Annotated in this window: 15 protein-coding genes; 2 read left to right on the forward strand and 13 right to left on the reverse strand. The window is 46.7% G+C overall.

Features of this window, described 5'->3' with window-relative positions; all coding sequences use genetic code 11:
* Positions 1-47: 47 nt before the first annotated feature.
* Together glcD and NYE43_RS14600 are read left to right on the forward strand one after the other, a co-directional pair.
* Positions 48-1,460, forward strand: a complete 1,413-nt coding sequence (gene glcD, locus NYE43_RS14595; RefSeq protein ID WP_185848734.1) for a glycolate oxidase subunit GlcD — start codon at positions 48-50, stop codon at positions 1,458-1,460.
* Positions 1,457-2,791 carry a (Fe-S)-binding protein gene (locus tag NYE43_RS14600; RefSeq protein WP_185848733.1) on the forward strand — a complete coding sequence of 445 codons (1,335 nt, stop codon included), beginning with the start codon at positions 1,457-1,459 and terminating at the stop codon, positions 2,789-2,791. The genes glcD and NYE43_RS14600 overlap by 4 nt, the downstream gene beginning before the upstream one ends.
* Positions 2,792-2,828: 37 nt before the next feature.
* Here the strand turns inward: NYE43_RS14600 and NYE43_RS14605 are convergent, their stop codons facing one another.
* The 13 genes from NYE43_RS14605 to araB all read right to left on the reverse strand — a co-directional run bounded on the left by NYE43_RS14605 (position 2,829) and on the right by araB (position 16,109).
* Positions 2,829-3,212: a VOC family protein gene (locus NYE43_RS14605; protein WP_044153993.1), complete on the reverse strand. Its 384-nt coding sequence runs from the start codon at positions 3,210-3,212 to the stop codon at positions 2,829-2,831.
* Positions 3,213-3,245: 33 nt separating this feature from the next.
* Complete coding sequence (cstA, locus tag NYE43_RS14610) at positions 3,246-5,042, reverse strand: carbon starvation protein CstA (RefSeq protein ID WP_341062176.1); 1,797 nt, start codon at positions 5,040-5,042, stop codon at positions 3,246-3,248.
* 111 nt (positions 5,043-5,153) lie between these two features.
* The gene (locus NYE43_RS14615) at positions 5,154-6,044 is read right to left on the reverse strand and encodes a DUF4097 family beta strand repeat-containing protein (RefSeq protein ID WP_185848731.1); all 891 of its coding nucleotides are present in this window, start codon (positions 6,042-6,044) and stop codon (positions 5,154-5,156) included.
* Positions 6,041-6,595 (reverse strand): HAAS signaling domain-containing protein, encoded by a 555-nt coding sequence (locus NYE43_RS14620; RefSeq protein ID WP_024122420.1) that lies wholly within the window; start codon positions 6,593-6,595, stop codon positions 6,041-6,043. Before NYE43_RS14620 ends, NYE43_RS14615 begins: the two co-directional genes overlap by 4 nt.
* A complete protein-coding gene (locus tag NYE43_RS14625; RefSeq protein WP_024122421.1) occupies positions 6,592-6,918 on the reverse strand; it encodes a PadR family transcriptional regulator in 327 nt (108 codons plus the stop codon). Before NYE43_RS14625 ends, NYE43_RS14620 begins: the two co-directional genes overlap by 4 nt.
* 150 nt (positions 6,919-7,068) lie before the next feature.
* Complete coding sequence (abfA, locus tag NYE43_RS14630) at positions 7,069-8,571, reverse strand: alpha-L-arabinofuranosidase AbfA (RefSeq protein ID WP_185848730.1); 1,503 nt, start codon at positions 8,569-8,571, stop codon at positions 7,069-7,071.
* Between the two features lie 18 nt (positions 8,572-8,589).
* Entirely contained in the window at positions 8,590-9,435 is an 846-nt protein-coding gene (gene araQ, locus NYE43_RS14635) for an arabinose ABC transporter permease AraQ (protein ID WP_044153972.1), read from the reverse strand.
* Positions 9,436-10,377, reverse strand: coding sequence for a carbohydrate ABC transporter permease (locus tag NYE43_RS14640; protein WP_095714249.1), 942 nt, complete (start codon positions 10,375-10,377; stop codon positions 9,436-9,438). It lies immediately after the preceding gene.
* A gap of 35 nt (positions 10,378-10,412) precedes the next feature.
* Entirely contained in the window at positions 10,413-11,714 is a 1,302-nt protein-coding gene (locus tag NYE43_RS14645; RefSeq protein WP_024122424.1) for an ABC transporter substrate-binding protein, read from the reverse strand.
* Between the two features lie 30 nt (positions 11,715-11,744).
* Complete coding sequence (gene egsA / locus NYE43_RS14650) at positions 11,745-12,929, reverse strand: sn-glycerol-1-phosphate dehydrogenase (RefSeq protein ID WP_185848729.1); 1,185 nt, start codon at positions 12,927-12,929, stop codon at positions 11,745-11,747.
* Positions 12,926-13,744, reverse strand: a complete 819-nt coding sequence (locus NYE43_RS14655; protein ID WP_101860150.1) for an HAD-IIA family hydrolase — start codon at positions 13,742-13,744, stop codon at positions 12,926-12,928. The genes egsA and NYE43_RS14655 overlap by 4 nt, the downstream gene beginning before the upstream one ends.
* A complete protein-coding gene (gene araD / locus NYE43_RS14660) occupies positions 13,722-14,411 on the reverse strand; it encodes an L-ribulose-5-phosphate 4-epimerase (protein ID WP_024122427.1) in 690 nt (229 codons plus the stop codon). Before araD ends, NYE43_RS14655 begins: the two co-directional genes overlap by 23 nt.
* A gap of 12 nt (positions 14,412-14,423) precedes the next feature.
* A complete protein-coding gene (gene araB / locus NYE43_RS14665; protein ID WP_101860149.1) occupies positions 14,424-16,109 on the reverse strand; it encodes a ribulokinase in 1,686 nt (561 codons plus the stop codon).
* Between the last annotated feature and the right edge of the window lie 14 nt (positions 16,110-16,123).

The following is a 16,123-nucleotide window of genomic DNA, read 5'->3' on the forward strand; positions in this document are numbered from 1 at the left end:
CTTTTACAATAGATTGAAAGCGTTTTTTGATAGGGGGATGGGTGAACATGATCACCAAAGATGTAAAAGAACAGCTGATCCAAATCGTCGGACCGGAAAACTATGATGACTCGAAAGCCGGCCGTCTCGTGTATTCATATGACGCGACACCGCAATTTCAGTCTATGCCGGATGCAGTGATTGCGCCGAGAGATACACATGAAGTATCACGTATTTTAAACATTTGCAGTGAGCACCGTGTACCGATTGTTCCGAGAGGATCGGGGACAAACCTGTGCGGGGGCACGTGCCCTACTGAAGGCGGGCTTGTTCTTCTCTTTAAGCATATGAATCAGATTCTTGAGATTGATGAAGAAAATTTGACGGCCACAGTCCAGCCTGGCGTTATTACCTTAGATATAATCCGTGCGGTTGAAAGCAAGGGATTGTTCTATCCGCCTGATCCGAGTTCTATGAAAATATCAACCATCGGAGGAAACATCAATGAAAATTCCGGCGGTCTCCGCGGCTTAAAATACGGCGTCACCCGTGACTACGTCATCGGGCTGGAGGTTGTTTTGGCAAACGGAGATATGATCCGCACTGGTGGAAAACTTGCAAAGGATGTAGCCGGGTATGATCTCACGCGCCTTTTTGTCGGCTCAGAAGGGACACTCGGCATTGTGACAGAAGCGATTCTGAAACTCGTGCCGAAGCCAGAAACAAAGAAGACGCTGCTCGCCCTTTATGAAAATATTGATGCCGCTGCTCAAACAGTGTCAGCCATTATTGCCGAAAAAATTATACCGGCTACACTTGAATTTCTCGATCAGCCTACCCTTTTGGTGATTGAGGATTATGCCAAGATCGGCCTTCCGACAAATGCGAAAGCGGTTCTTTTGATCGAACAGGACGGGACAGCTGAGACCGTGGCTCGTGACATGGAGAACATTGAGGCAATTTGCAAAAAAGGCGCTGCCGTCTCCGTTCAAACTGCACAAACAGATGAGGAAGCATTCGCCCTCACTGAAGCCCGGCGTTCAGCGCTTTCTGCACTTGCCCGTTTAAAGCCGACCACCATTTTGGAGGATGCGACTGTACCGCGGTCAGAAATCGCAAATATGGTAAAAGCCATTAATGACATTGCCGCGAAATACGATATTTCGATCTGCACCTTTGGCCATGCCGGGGATGGAAACCTTCATCCGACATGCACGACAGACATAAGAAATAAAGATGAAATGGAGCGAGTCGAACAGGCTTTTGCCGAGATTTTTGAAAAAGCGATTGAGCTTGGCGGCACGATTACCGGGGAGCACGGAGTCGGTGCCATGAAAGCGCCTTACTTGGAAATGAAGCTGAAAAAAGAAGGCATCGCCGCAATGAAAGCAATGAAAGCGGCATTTGATCCAAAAAATATCTTAAACCCGGGCAAAGTGTTTGCGAAAGATGCCAGAAAACGTGTGGTGACGGAAAGATGACAACAGAAAAAGAAATGAAACAGATCCAACATGAGTTTAAAGAGCGTATGGATGAAAGCGAACTTTTGAATTGTATGCGCTGCGGTTTCTGTCTGCCTTCTTGCCCAACCTATATCGAATCCGGTTTTCAGGAATCTCACTCGCCGCGCGGGCGAATCGCCTTAATGAAAGCAGTCGCCGACGGTGTGATTGAACCGGATGAAGATGTCGAGCGTTCACTGTCTCTTTGCCTCGGCTGCCGCGCGTGTGAACCGGTATGCCCATCAGGCGTTAAATACGGACAGCTGCTGGAGGAAGCAAGAGATATTATCCACCAAAATAAAAAGCACTCGCTCAGCGCGCGTGTTATGAGAAAAGCGGCTTTTCAGGAGCTCTTTCCGCATCAAAACCGCATGCGTTCGGCTGTGAGTCTCATTGGGTTGTACCAGCGGTCAGGGCTGCAGACGGCTGTGCGAAAAACCGGCATGCTCCGCATTCTGCCTGAGCATTTGCGCACGATGGAAGCCGTTCTTCCGGATGTGCCTAAACGTGAAGAAATGAAGCATCGGCCGCGTTTACTGCCGGCGGTCGGCCCAGCTAAAAAAAGGGTTGCCTTTTTTTCAGGCTGTTTAATGGATACGATGTTTTTGCCGACAAACAATGCCACGCTGAAACTGCTGCAGCTGGCAGGCTGTGAAATTGTCATTCCGCCTGAGCAGGCATGCTGCGGCGCACTGCATGGACACAGCGGCGAAAAAAATGCGGGAAAAGAGCTTGCGAAACAAAACATCGCCGCGTTTGAAGCGCTAGACGCAGATGTTGTCATTACAAACGCGGGCGGATGCGGAGCCTTTCTCACTGAATACGGCCATTTGCTGAAGGATGATCCCGAGTGGTCGGAGCGGGCTGTTTCATTTGTGCAGAAGCTAAAAGATTTTTCATCGGTTTTGATTGAGCTTGATTTTCACCAAAAAGACTTGGAGCTTGAAACACCTAAACTGATTACCTATCAAGATTCATGCCACTTGAGAAATGTAATGCATACATCTTCGGAGCCCAGAAAGCTTCTTCAAAGCATCAAGGGAGCTGAATTCAGAGAAATGGATAAAGCGGACAGCTGCTGCGGATCAGCGGGAATTTACAATATTGTTGAAGCAGACATGTCAATGAAAATACTGGACAGTAAAATGGCTGCTGTCAAAGCAACTGAAGCAGCGGTCATTGTAACCGCCAATCCAGGATGTCTTTTGCAGATGAAGCTCGGCATTGAACGAGAGGGATTAAACGACAGGGTCCGAGCTGTTCACCTTGCTGATTTGCTATTAGAAGCCGCCGGATCGCTAACATCATAAGAAAGCCCAAAACAATTTCTGTTTTGGGCTTTGTGCTTTATTCCATCGGACTGCAAATTTCAATATAATGTCCATCAGGATCGGCGATATAAGCGACCGTCTGTCCCCATGGCTTCACTTTAGGCTCCCCGATAATGGTTATGCCGTGTTCTCTTACTTTTTTGATGACCGCTTCTACACTTTCAGTGACAAACCCGATTTCAAATGTTTGTGAAGAAACGGGTGTTTCCGGTATATCTAACGGCGTCATTTCCTTGACACTTTCTCGTGTATTGAGCGCCAAAATGGTGGAGCCGGTATCAAACTCTACATATGTGCCGTGTTCCGCGCGGATCGGCAGCCCCAAAATATGCTGATAAAAATGAATCGAGCGCTGGCTGTCCGATACATACAGGATGATATACTTCATTGATAAATTCATTTCTTTTCCTCCTTAAGGTTTCCATTTTTCCTTTTATCCCGGTATAGAGGCTTCCATTCTTAAGCTGGGATCTCTCCACATCTGCGCCCATTTTTTCACTGCCGCCACGATAATGATGAATCCTAACAGCAGCATGATGATAGACAAAACGCCATTCAGGACACTGTAACCCGCAGCGTCTGGATTGAGATACACATAGCGCACCATCCAATAGCCCGCGTAATTCACAGTCACATATAAATAGGCGAGCGGAATGAGGCAGGTGAGGATGTAACGGCGTTTGTCGGCGATTTTCAGCACAATGGTTGCTCCGATAATCAGACCCACTGAAGCCATCAGCTGATTGGAAACGCCAAACAGCGCCCAAATGGATCCGATATCACCTGAGTAAAGCAAATAGCCCCACATAAAGCAGGCAAGCGCACTGGCAAATACAGATCCGGGAATCCAGTCCGTTTTCTTCAGCGGCTTATACGCCTCTCCGAAGAAGTCCTGAATCAAATAGCGTGCCACACGCGTGCCGGCGTCGATCGCCGTTAAAATAAACACCGCTTCAAACATAATGACAAATTGGAAAAAGTATGAGGCCAGATGGCTGAAAAACGGAATTCCGGTAAAAATATAAGTCATTCCTACCGCAAGCGTGACGGCTCCCCCTGTTCTGCCTTCTAAGTCCAAACCGATTTCCCTGCTCAGTTCAAGCAAATGCACAACATCCATGCCGAGCGTACGGAAAACCTCAGGCGTGCTGTTGATCGCAAAGTAATCTGCAGGCTGCAAAGCAGTCGCCGCAATCAGCGCCATAATGCCGACAAGGCACTCAACAAGCATTGCACCGAAAGCAACCGGCTTCATATCACTCCATTTATTAAGCATTTTCGGCGTGGTGCCGGAACCGACAAAGGCATGGAACCCCGAGATCGCGCCGCAGGCTATCGTAATCGAGATGAATGGCCAGACAGGACCCGCAAGCACAGGCCCGCCGCCTTTTATAAACTCCGTAAAAGCCGGAAATGGAATGGACGGATTAACGACAAACACACCCGCAATTAAAGCGATAAACACACCGATTTTCATAAAACTGCTTAAATAATCGCGCGGTGCGAGCAGCAGCCAGACCGGCAGTGCCGCTGCAAAAAAAGCGTAAATCGGCAACGCGATTGCAAGCGTTTTCGTATCAAGGGTTAACAGATCACCAAATGCGGTAGTCTGCACCCAAGGGCCGATAAACACTCCAGCCATTAAAAATAGAAAACCGATAGAAGACGCCAGCTTTAAATTCCCTGTTTTCTTATAAAACAAGCCGACACCCATCGCAATCGGAATCGTAATCCCTACAGCAAATGTCCCCCACGGATTCCGTTCAAGCGCGTGCAGCACAACCATCGACAGGCCTGCCATCGTAATGGTAATAATAAACAGCATGGACAGTCCCGTACAAAAGCCGGCAACAGGACCAAGCTCATCCTTCGCCACTTCCGACAGCGACTTTCCGTTTTGACGCATTGACGCGAACAGCACAACAATATCATGGACGGCTCCCCCTATCACCGCCCCGATTAACAGCCATAATAATCCCGGCAAATAACCGAACTGCGCCGCGAGAATCGGTCCGACCAGCGGCCCGGCCGCCGCAATGGCCGCGAAATGATGACCGAATGAGACCCATTTATTTGTAGGCACATAGTCTTTTCCATCCTCAAGCGCATGTGCAGGCGTTGGCTTATCATCATTCACTTTGAGAACCTTCACCATCATAAATGTTCCGTATAAACGATAGGCGATAGCCAATATACACATTGACGCTATCACAATTGTAACCGCATTCATTTCTCCCCAACCCCTTTGCTGTTTTTCATAAATATATCATAATTTCAGAGCAAAAAGCGGTCATTTTTTCCTATTCAAAAAAGCCGGCTGGAATGGGCCGGCTTGAGGCAGTTAGTTTAGTTCAATGTCTCCAGAGGTTGTACGAACTTTTAAACGGTTAGAGGGGCGATCACCTACATAACCTACAACACGGTGCTCTGTCTTTTCTTTATACAGGATGTGGTCGAGATTGACCGCAGTATCACCTGAGTCAGCCTGAAAATCCACTGCCAAAGATGCAGGTTCTTTCTGATACCCTACTGACACACTTCCGCTCGTAGTGACGATGTCGACCTCTTCGTTCTGATGATCCTGAAGAAGATCAATATCCCCGGAAGTTGTCTTATAGTTCACCTTTTCAGCTGTTGTGCGGCTGCTTTTTATTGATCCGCTTGTTGTCTTTACCTCACCTTGGCCGAATGAATTTTGATCAGCTTGAACATCTCCGCTCGTTGTTTTTAGCGTCAGCTCGTTTTCGATGCGTGTATGCTTCAGCTCAATATTTCCTGATGTAGAGTCAGCAGCTGATTGATCCGTTTGCGCATTTTCTATCAGAATATCGCCAGAGGTTGTCGTTACGGTTATCTCATCATACTTCTTTTTCGGAATCGTGATTGTGATTTTCATATCCTTTTCGCTGCCCCACGGTATAAAAGAGATGATATTCTCGCGTGCTATTTGATTGATTGTTAATGATTTTCCATCTTGGGTCACATCGAACAGCTTTTTGCTTTTATCACTGACTTGTCCTTCAGCAGCTACCTGAATATCATCCGTTTGCCCGCTTTTGACCTCTGCATTCATCGAGCTCGTTGCTACCTCAATTTTTTTAATATCTGCAGGATCATAAGTTTCGGCAGCTTTCACCTCTTCTTTTGTAAAATCCGAGGCAGCTGCAGAGATGACAGCTCCGATTACCCCGACTGCAAGTACTGCGATCAATCCTATTATGATTTTTTTCATGTCTGCGCCCCCGTCACCAGCTTTAAATTATATCTGATATATCGTAAACTCACGCTATACAGCAGCTTTCCTATATGCCACAGCCCTATACAAGATAGCAGTCCCAGACTGCCAAACATGAGTGATAAAAAGAACTCCAGCATCATGTGCGTATTCATTTGAAACATCACCATGCCGACAAACATAATTGGTGATACAGAGAGTGCAAGCGCTGCCCCGCAGAAACCTACGTACACTCCAAAAATGCCAATAGCTGGTCCCAGCACAAAAATCAAATTCAAGATGCTTATCGCTGCTGCTGAACATGCCATCTGGAAGAGGTTCTTCTTAGGGCGCTGCACTGCTGGAGCAGTTTCCGTCACATCTGGCACCAATTCCTTTGCAATTTGTTTTGGGGAGCCGAGTTCCCTGATAATGTTCGCTTCCGGCCTGCCTTCTTTCATCCCTTCGGTAATATGTTCCTCAAAATCAAATAAGATCTCATTCCGCTCTTCTTCAGAAAGCGGCTGTAACGCTTTGCTTAACTCCTGTAAAAACTGTTCTTGATTCATCGTTCTCCTCCCCTTGCCGCATCAATGATTTGGTTGACGGATGCTGTGAACTGATCCCATTCTGCCAGCAGCAATTTCATTCGCATGACACCAAGCTTTGACAACGTGTAATATTTTCTGGCAGGCCCTTCAGAAGACGGAGCCATATATGTTTCTAAATACTCCTCTTTCGTCAGTCTTCTTAGAAGAGGATATAAGGTGCCTTCAGCAATAGCCATATACCGGGAAATGTTTTGAGACAGCTCATATCCGTATTGGTCTTTTTCAGCAATACATACAAGCACACATAACTCTAATGCTCCCTTTTTAAATTGAGCATTCATGATCAAATCCTCCCTGCGGCCCGTAATTTTGTTTATATTTTCCACCATCCCTCACATGGTAACATCCGCTACTGAACATTACAAGGTACTGAATCATATTTACTAAGAAAAAATAAAAAACCGGAGACAGATCTCCGGCTCATGTTGCTATTATGATTGTTTTTGCAGACGGATCACATTCCATGAAAGCGGCGTGAAATGTGCGGTTAAGCCGTTTTCACTGACAGACGATGTTCCGTTGGAATGCGGGACGACATTTTTTCTGTTATGCTGGTTTGTCGCTTTAATATCCGGATGCTCAAGTACGATATGCTCTGCGATTTGATACGATTCAAAGCCTCTGAGCGAAATTTCAGTTTCCATTTGATCTTCAGCTTTGTTCACCGCAAAAATCGTCAGTGTTTCTTCCTCTTCAGAATATACGACTGCGGCGTCAACATACGGCACATCAGTAAAATCAGAGCAGTCATACTTCGGTGAAGTAATAAGCGGTTGCAGCGACTCTCCTCTGCCGTAGACAGAAGCATGCATGTACGGATAAAAAATCGGCTGTCTCCATGCTTCTCCGCCTTTTTCCGTCATGATTGGCGCGATGACATTTACAAGCTGTGCAAGACACGCGATTTTCACACGGTCTGCGTGCTGCAGCATCGTAATGAGCAATGAGCCCACCAATAAGGCATCTTCAAAATTATAAATATCTTCTAAAATAGGCCGCGCAGTAATCCACGGTTCTACTTTTTTATCAGCTTCATTTGAGTGATACCATACATTCCATTCGTCCAGAGAGAGATTGATCGTTTTCTTGCTGCGTGTTTTTGCTTTTACATAGTCACAGGTTGCAGCAACAGATTTAATAAAATGATCGAGATCCATTGAACGAGCCAGATAGTTTGGCAGATTGTTATCCCGGTTTCCGTAATACGTATGGAGAGAAATATAGTCGACATGCTCGTACGTATGCTCCAGCACCTTTGCTTCCCAATCGATAAAGGTCGGCATGCCGCTGTTTGAGCTGCCGCAGGCAACAAGTTCAATTGATGGGTCAACCCATTTCATGACCTTTGCCGTCTCCGCGGCAAGCCGTCCGTATTCGTCAGCTGTTTTGTGGCCGATCTGCCACGGGCCATCCATTTCGTTACCCAGGCACCACGTTTTGATACCGTACGGCTGTTCATAGCCATGCGATCTTCTCAAATCACTCCAGTAAGAGCCTTTCGGATGATTGCAGTATTCTACGAGATTGCGGGCAGCATCTATCCCTCTCGTGCCAAGGTTAACAGCCATATTGACTTCTGTGTTCACCTTTTTTGCCCAAGTTAAAAATTCATTCGTTCCCACTTCATTGGTTTCTGTCGTTTGCCATGCCAAGTCAAGGCGTCTCGGGCGGTTCTCGACAGGTCCGACGCCGTCCTCCCAATTATACCCTGATAAAAAGTTTCCGCCCGGATAGCGGATGATCGGAACCTGCAATTCCTTGATTAACGCCTGAACATCCTTGCGAAACCCGTTTTCATCAGCCTGAGGATGATCAGGTTCATATATGCCTTCGTATACAGCACGCCCCATGTGCTCGATGAACGACCCGTAAATCCGTTTGTCGACTTCACCAATTTTATATTCTTTGTCCACAATCACTCTCGCTTTTTTCATTACACGTTTCCTCCTTCATTATCCTTTGACTCCGCCTACTGTCAGGCCGGAGATAAAGTATTTTTGGAAAAACAAGAAAATGATAATCACCGGCAAAATGGCAAATACTGAGCCGGATATGAGCATGTCATAGTTGTTTCCGTAAGGGCTAAGCAAGCTGGACAGCCCGATTGGAAGCGTAAACATTTCTTTCGACCGAAGCACAATCAAGGGCCATAAGAAGTTGTTCCAGCTGTTTAAAGACTGGAGAATAATCATCGCTCCGAATGCCGGTTTCATCAGAGGCGCCATAATCCTGAAAAAAATGCCGAATTCCGTACATCCGTCCATCCTTGCTGAATCCAGCAGGTCTTTCGGAAGGCCAAGTGCATATTGCCGGAAAAAGAAAACAGCTACCGGCGAAACGATAAACGGCAAAATGACACCCGTATACGAATCGATCAAATGCAGTCCGACTGTAAGCTTAAACAACGGGAGCATCATCACTTCCAGCGGAACCATCATAATAATCAGCACAAGAACAAAAATGATATTTCTGCCTTTAAATTCATAAACCGCTAGCCCGTATCCGATCATCGACGAGAAAAACAGAGTAAGCACTGTCGTTAATAGACCGAGCACAAGGCTGTTAAAAAACCATTTAAAATAAATGCTGCCGCCGTTAAACAAAAATGTATAGTTATCAAGACTCATCACTTTTGGATCAATGTCAACATTCAGCCCCACCCGCAAAAGCTCAGATGACGGCTTTAATGATCCTAAAAGCAGACAGAAAATCGGGAAAATATACAACAGGCTCAGCATGATAAAAAATAGAGTAAGCGCGATTCTGTACACCCGAAACTGAGGACTGTGCTGCAACATTTACCCCTCCCCCTTAAACGAGCCTGACAGTTTTAATGAAATCAGGCTGACAACAAGTATGACAATCAAAAGGACAATGCCGATGGCCGCCCCGTATCCCATTTCATTGTAAGCAAGGCCCTGCTGATATAAATATCCGACAAGCGTCAGGCCGATATTACCCGGGGAATTATTTTGCCAAAGGACGTAGCTTTCCTCAAACATCCTGAACCCGCCAATGATGCTGATGGTTAAAACGTAGACGGATACAGGCTTCAGAAACGGCAGCGTAATGTGCATAAATTTTTTCAACGTATTTGCTCCGTCAATATCAGCGGCTTCGTACAGCTCTTTCGGCACATTTTGCAGTCCGGCCAAAAAGTAAAGGATGTTAATTCCCATCCATCTCCACGAAGCAAGCAGCACCATCAAAAACATGCCGGTATGTTCATTGTTCATCCAGTTCTGCGGTGAAAAGCCGAGTTTCAATAAAATCGAATTGGCTAAAGATGTTTCCATCTCTCCAAAGATCAGCCTGAAAATGATACCAGCCACAATGGTAGAAGTCAGTGCAGGTATAAATAACGCTGATTTGAAAATGTTTCTGAATTTGACCAGTTTCGAATTCAAGAATATGGCCAACAGCAATGGAACTGGAATCAGCACAATCAGCGTCCAAAACGTATATTCCAGCGTATTAAAAAGGGCGGTATAAAACGTCGGGTTGTTAAGAGCGGTGTAATTGGATAACCCGACAAACGTCACCTCTCCAGGCAATATTCTTTGAAAGCTCATGATGAAGACACTAATGATGGGATATAGAAAAAAAACAAGAAAGGATAAAACAAATGGCGCTGTAAACAGATAAGGCGCCGCTTTTTTCGAATAAAAAATACCTCGCCAGCCTGATTCTTTCGCAGCCGAAGGAACGGGATGAGCCGTTCCCGTTTTCACAGGTTTCATGAGAACCTCCCCGCTTTCACTTTTTGAATGGGATTCTATTTCTGTTTCAGTTCACCTGCCGCTCTGTCCAAGGCTTGTTTTGGCGTCTTTTGCTGAGATTTGAGCGCGTCGAATAATACGCTTCTGTTGACAAGGTCTGAAGCCTTGGCAAAATCCTCATGTAAATAAATCGGATTGATTTCATCCTTGATATCGAGCAGCACAGAAAAAATGCCTGTTCCGTTTTGGAAGTAATCCGTGTATTGGTTTTTCTCTTTCAATTCCTTGGAGCTCCAGACATCCCAGCGAAGCGGATCGAACCCGAGCACACTCCAAAGCTTTTTGTTTCCTTCTTCAGAACCCTTCGCAAAGGCGAGAAACTCTTTCGCTAATTCGACATGTTTGGCCTGCTTTGGCACAACGGTGGCTGTGCCGCCCAAACCCGCTGAACGGTCGCCTCCTTCTTTCCATGCCGGAAGCGGCCGAATGGCAATCTTCCCTTTCAGATCAGGCATATAATCTATGAATCTTCCCATATACCAAATCGGCATCAGAACAGAAGCCGCTCCGCCTTGGTTCATAAAACCGTAATATTCTTCACTGTGATGCCCGCCGCCTGGTGCAGCGATCATTGTTTTATCATTAATCATGTCTTTTAAATACTGAAGCGTTTTTACGTTGGTGTCATTATTCAGGATCAGCTTTCCATTTTTATCAAAATACCCTGAGTTTTGCTGTGAAATCATTGATAAAAATGTTGCTGAATCATTTGTTTCCACCGTTCCCATTGGCTTTCCGGTCGCTTTGCGCACTTTCTGTCCGGCTTTGCGGTAATCATCCCATGTTTTAATATCATCCGGGTTGATGCCGGCTTTTTTCATAATATCCATGTTATAGAACATAACTGTCGTTCCTACATGAGTATCCAGCCCGTATAGCTTGCCGTTTTTGCTGTACAACGTAAGACGCGCCTCTACGAATTTATCCCGGTCCTTTTCAATAAGCGGGGACAAATCGGCAAGCGGCACATCGGTGCCCTTCAGAAAGTTTGAAAACCGGGCCAATTCTACATCTGCAATGTCAGGCACGCCTTCCCCGGCGATTAAGGAAATCGACAGATTATCGTGCATTTGGCCATACGGATAGACGACCGTATTCAGTTTAATTTGACGGTCAGGATATTTCTTGTTCCACTCTTTCACCATTTCCACATAAAACTGCTCATGAAGTCCGTTAAATGTCCAAAAAGTCAGCTCCGTTTCACCCGGTTTACCGGATGACCGTTCCGCTGAACACCCAGCGATAAATAATGTCAAAACCATCATGAGCGCAAGAAAACAGACAGTCATCTTTTTCATCTATGTTACCCCTTCCATTCGAGGTGCGGGCTATTCATAAAGACCATGATTGACAAGCGTTTTGTTTTCATTGATGAGCCTTAATCCGGTGCAGCGGTCTCTTAAGGTGTGTGCGTGTCTGAAGGCATTTTTGACGGAATCATGCCCGACACCGATTTCGTCAAAATACGCAGGGCCTCCGGCAGATTTCAGCCAGCCGGCCAGCTTTTTTCCTTCCGGCAGCGTTTCATAAGCCGATTGAATGACTTCCCGCTGACGCGGAGAAAATTCGTTCAGCCCTTCGGCTTGGATCAGCTTTCTGTACGTGTCAGTCAATAAAACGGCCGCACAGCCCACTTTTGCCCCATGGAGAATCTGAGGCCGTTTTTTCTCCATTAATTCCATCTCAATCCAATGGGAAATATGATGCTCCCCTCCTGAAGCAGGACGGGAATGATCCAAAGCCAGCATGACAAGTCCTGATACAATCAAGGACTCCATCAGGACCCGGATGCCCGTTTCCGTTTTCATCGCAATGTCTTCAGCGTTTTCGATACAGGCATCAAGTGCTTCTTGTACGAGCTTTGCGCCTGTTGATGAATATGGCTCACCAGCGAGCTGATGAGAAATGTTCCAATCAGCCAGAGACGTCATTTTGCCTAGCATATCCCCAAATCCAGCCGCCACCATAGGCTGCGGCGCCGATTTTAAGATGTCAAGATCAGCAAACAGCGCGGACGGGGCCTTCGTTTGGATGGTGGTTTTCGTACCGTATAAAATAATGGGCGCACCGGCTGATGTAAATCCGTCAACGGATGGGGCGGTCGGATAAGAAATAAACGGCAGCCCCCTCTGGAAGGCGGCAAAACGCACAATATCATGGATAGTCCCCGAACCGACTGCGATCATGATATCTGTTGATTTTTTCGTATGGACCAGCACATGAATGAGTGACCGTTCATCTGCCGCCACATCTCCCGCTTCATTTTCCGGAATGATCAGACACTCCGCCTGAAGCCCTTCCTTTATCAAGCGATCTTCTAACTCGATCCCCGCTATACGGTGCGTATTCCGATCACAGACAAGGACGATACGCTGATCATTCTTTCTTTTTACATAATCCAACAACCGATCGGCTGCTTGTTTTTCTAGAACAATTTCTTCTACTTCTACAGGAAATGTCATCTCCCCCGCGTGTTCAAAAGCACGCTGAACGTCAGCTGCGATATGATTCATAGCAGAATCCCCTCCTCAGCCAGTTTGGTTACATCCTTAATCGACTCCAGTACATAATCCGGCGTATACAAACGCTGTTCACCCGGTTTCGCTGAACCAGTCAGCACTAAAGCGCTCTTCATGCCATACAGCTTTCCCGTTGCGATATCAGATTCAATGCTGTCCCCTATAATCATACATTCATGTGCAGAAAGCCCCAGCGCAGTACAGGCAGCCTCCGCCATCAGCCACGACGGCTTTCCGACGACAAGCTCCGTCTTCGCCTGAGCAGAAGCTTCTATCGCCCCAATCATTCCAGCGACGTCGATGGCATTCCCGTCCTCATTAGGAAAATAGCGGTCTTTGTTCGTGGCAATTATACGAGCGCCTGCGGCGGCCGCTTTAAAGGCTTGATTCAAGTCTTCGTAGGTGAGTGTTTCATGAAGCGAGATGACAAGCCAATCCGCCTCCTTCGGTTCATCTGCTGTCTGGACGCCTGCCAGCCTCAGTTCGTCAATCAAGCCCTGTTCTCCAAGCACCCATACCTTTGAAAAACGATAGTTCCTTTTTAAAAAGGCTGCTGTCACACTTGATGACAGGACAATTTCGTTTACATCTGCATCTATTCCGGCACCAAGCAGTTTTTTTCTGCACATGGCACGGGAGATATTTCCCCGGTTGCTCAAAAAGACGATTTTCTTTCCCATATTTCGAAGTGTACTGATGGCTTCTCTTGCTCCATCGATCAGTTCGTTTCCTCTGAATACGGTACCGTCCAAGTCAATCAGAAAACCGGCCGGTGATACTGCGGGATTATGACTGGCCATAATACGCATTTGCTCCGTGTTTTCGATAAAAGTGCTTTTCGTGGAGAACAGTATTGATCGGGTTGACATTCTTGTTCAGCATCATAGAGTGATACGCCATTTCCGCAACCGTTTCTAACACCACCGCGTTATGAATGGCGTTTAAGGCATCTGTGCCCCAGCAGAACGGGCCGTGGTTATTAACGAGCACGCCCGGCACCTGCTCGTATTTATGATGCTGAAAGGTCTCCGCGATCACTTTGCCTGTATTCAGTTCGTAGTCATGAATGATTTCTTCATCGTACATTTCACGTGTACACGGAATCGCACTGTCGAAATAATCGGCATGTGTCGTGCCTAAAGGGGGTATGTCCCTTCCGGCTTGCGCCCAGCTTGTCGCCCATTGAGAATGGGTATGGACAATCCCGCCGATATTTGGAAACGCGTTATACAAATAAACATGAGTGGGTGTATCAGAAGAAGGTTTGAGCGAGCCTTCTACGACCTCACCTTCCAAATTCAAAACAACCAAGTCATCGGCTGTCAGCTCGCTGTATTCGACTCCGCTCGGTTTAATGACGATTAACTCTTTTTCACGGTCAATACCGCTCACATTTCCCCACGTAAAGGTCACCAGCTGATGCTCTTGAAGCTTCAGGTTGGCAGCCAGCACCTCTTTTTTTAACGTTTCAAGCATGCTCATCACCCTTTATGAATTCTTTTGTGCGGCAGATGAAAATTGAAGATTTTTTATCGTTTTCAGACGCTTCATGACATGATTCTCTTTTCCGAAATATTGAACCAGCTCTTTATATTCAGCGTATAGCTTTTCATATACGGAGGCATGCTCAGCATTTGGCGTATATGAAATATCTTTCAGTTTCCCCATGTGCGCCGCTGCCTCTGTGACGTCATCATAGCCGCCGTTTTCTTTACCGGCCGCAAGCGCGCCGAAAATGGCAGATCCTAAGGCAGGGGCTTGCGGTGAACCTGAGATTTTAATATCCATGTTTGTGACATCCGCATAAATCTGCATGACAAACGGGTTTTTCTCAGCAATACCGCCAGCTGCGTAAAGTTCTTCAATTGGCACTCCGCTTTCTCTAAATGTTTCAATAATCATCCTTGTGCCGTATGCTGTTGCTTCAACTAACGCACGGTAAAGCTCTTCGGGTTTCGTCAGCAGCGTCATGCCAAGCAGCATCCCCGTTAGATCAGCATCAACAAGAGTTGAACGGTTTCCATTCCACCAATCCAGGGCAAGGAGGCCGCTCTCACCCGGTGCCTGCATGTTTGCCTTCTCGCTCAGTAGCTCGTGAATGCTGACATTTTTTTTCTCCGCTTCGTCTTTATAGGCTTGCGGGACACACGTTTTCACGAACCATTCAAAATGATCGCCCACACAGGACTGTCCGGCTTCATACCCCGCAAATCCCGGAAGGATGCCGTTGTCCACAACCCCGCACATGCCGGGCACAATGTTTACCTCGTCTCCTAAGAGTACGTGGCATGTTGAGGTTCCCATAATCATCAGCATTTTTCCTGGTTCTGTGATACCGACAGCCGGAACAGAAACATGAGCGTCAACATTCGCAACAGCAACTGCTGTGCCCGGAAGGAGACCGGTCAGCTGTGCCATTTTTTCCGTCAGCCCGCCTGCTTTTTCCCCTACTGAGTGAATCGATCCCGCTAACTTATCTTTTGTAATCGTTTTCATTGCAGGGTGAAGTTTTTCAAAGAAATTCTCTGAAGGATATCCCGCTTTTTCACTCCAAATCGCTTTATAACCAGCTGTGCAGTTGCTTCGCTTCAGCGAGCCGCACAGCTGATACACGATCCAGTCAGCTGCTTCGATCATCCGATCAGCTGCTTCATAAATGTGCGGCGCTTCTTCGGCAATCTGCATCACCTTCGGAATCATCCATTCTGATGAAATCTTTCCTCCGTAGCGCTGTAAAAAAGCTTCTCCTTCTTCTTCGGCGATTTGATTGAGCCGATCAGCATGCTTTTGGGCGGCATGATGCTTCCAAAGCTTCACATAGCTGTGCGGCTCCTCTTCAAATTCCGGCAGCATACATAATGGCTGTCCTTCACTGTCGACAGGCAAGATCGTACATGCCGTAAAATCAATTCCGATCCCGATGATCTCTTTTGGATCAACACCAGTCTGTTCAAGTAATGATGGAATCGTTGTTTCCAAGACTTCCAGATAATCTGCCGGATGCTGAAGCGCCCAGTCCCGCGGCAGCTTTTGACCCGTTTTGGGAAGGACGGTATCAATGACGGCGTGTGGATATTCTTTGACAGCCGCCGCCAGCTCTTCTCCAGTTTTGACGTGAACGAGCACCGCTCTTCCTGATAATGTTCCGAAATCAACACCTATTGTGTAAGCCAAGTGACATCCTCCTC

The sequence above is a fragment of the Bacillus sp. FSL R5-0434 genome (genome assembly GCF_038004745.1).
Taxonomy (GTDB): Bacteria; Bacillota; Bacilli; order Bacillales; family Bacillaceae; genus Bacillus; species Bacillus halotolerans.

Coding starts and splice junctions, on each gene's coding strand:
- NYE43_RS14605 (WP_044153993.1), bottom strand. CDS start 3,212: ATGAATTTATCAATGAAGTATATCATCCTGTATGTATCGGACAGCCAG.
- abfA (WP_185848730.1), bottom strand. CDS start 8,571: ATGAAAAAAGCGAGAGTGATTGTGGACAAAGAATATAAAATTGGTGAA.
- NYE43_RS14655 (WP_101860150.1), bottom strand. CDS start 13,744: ATGCGTATTATGGCCAGTCATAATCCCGCAGTATCACCGGCCGGTTTT.
- NYE43_RS14625 (WP_024122421.1), bottom strand. CDS start 6,918: ATGAATGCTCAATTTAAAAAGGGAGCATTAGAGTTATGTGTGCTTGTA.
- araQ (WP_044153972.1), bottom strand. CDS start 9,435: ATGTTGCAGCACAGTCCTCAGTTTCGGGTGTACAGAATCGCGCTTACT.
- cstA (WP_341062176.1), bottom strand. CDS start 5,042: ATGAATGCGGTTACAATTGTGATAGCGTCAATGTGTATATTGGCTATC.
- NYE43_RS14640 (WP_095714249.1), bottom strand. CDS start 10,377: ATGAAACCTGTGAAAACGGGAACGGCTCATCCCGTTCCTTCGGCTGCG.
- egsA (WP_185848729.1), bottom strand. CDS start 12,929: ATGAATCATATCGCAGCTGACGTTCAGCGTGCTTTTGAACACGCGGGG.
- NYE43_RS14645 (WP_024122424.1), bottom strand. CDS start 11,714: ATGAAAAAGATGACTGTCTGTTTTCTTGCGCTCATGATGGTTTTGACA.
- araD (WP_024122427.1), bottom strand. CDS start 14,411: ATGCTTGAAACGTTAAAAAAAGAGGTGCTGGCTGCCAACCTGAAGCTT.
- glcD (WP_185848734.1), top strand. CDS start 48: ATGATCACCAAAGATGTAAAAGAACAGCTGATCCAAATCGTCGGACCG.
- NYE43_RS14615 (WP_185848731.1), bottom strand. CDS start 6,044: ATGAAAAAAATCATAATAGGATTGATCGCAGTACTTGCAGTCGGGGTA.
- NYE43_RS14620 (WP_024122420.1), bottom strand. CDS start 6,595: ATGAATCAAGAACAGTTTTTACAGGAGTTAAGCAAAGCGTTACAGCCG.
- NYE43_RS14600 (WP_185848733.1), top strand. CDS start 1,457: ATGACAACAGAAAAAGAAATGAAACAGATCCAACATGAGTTTAAAGAG.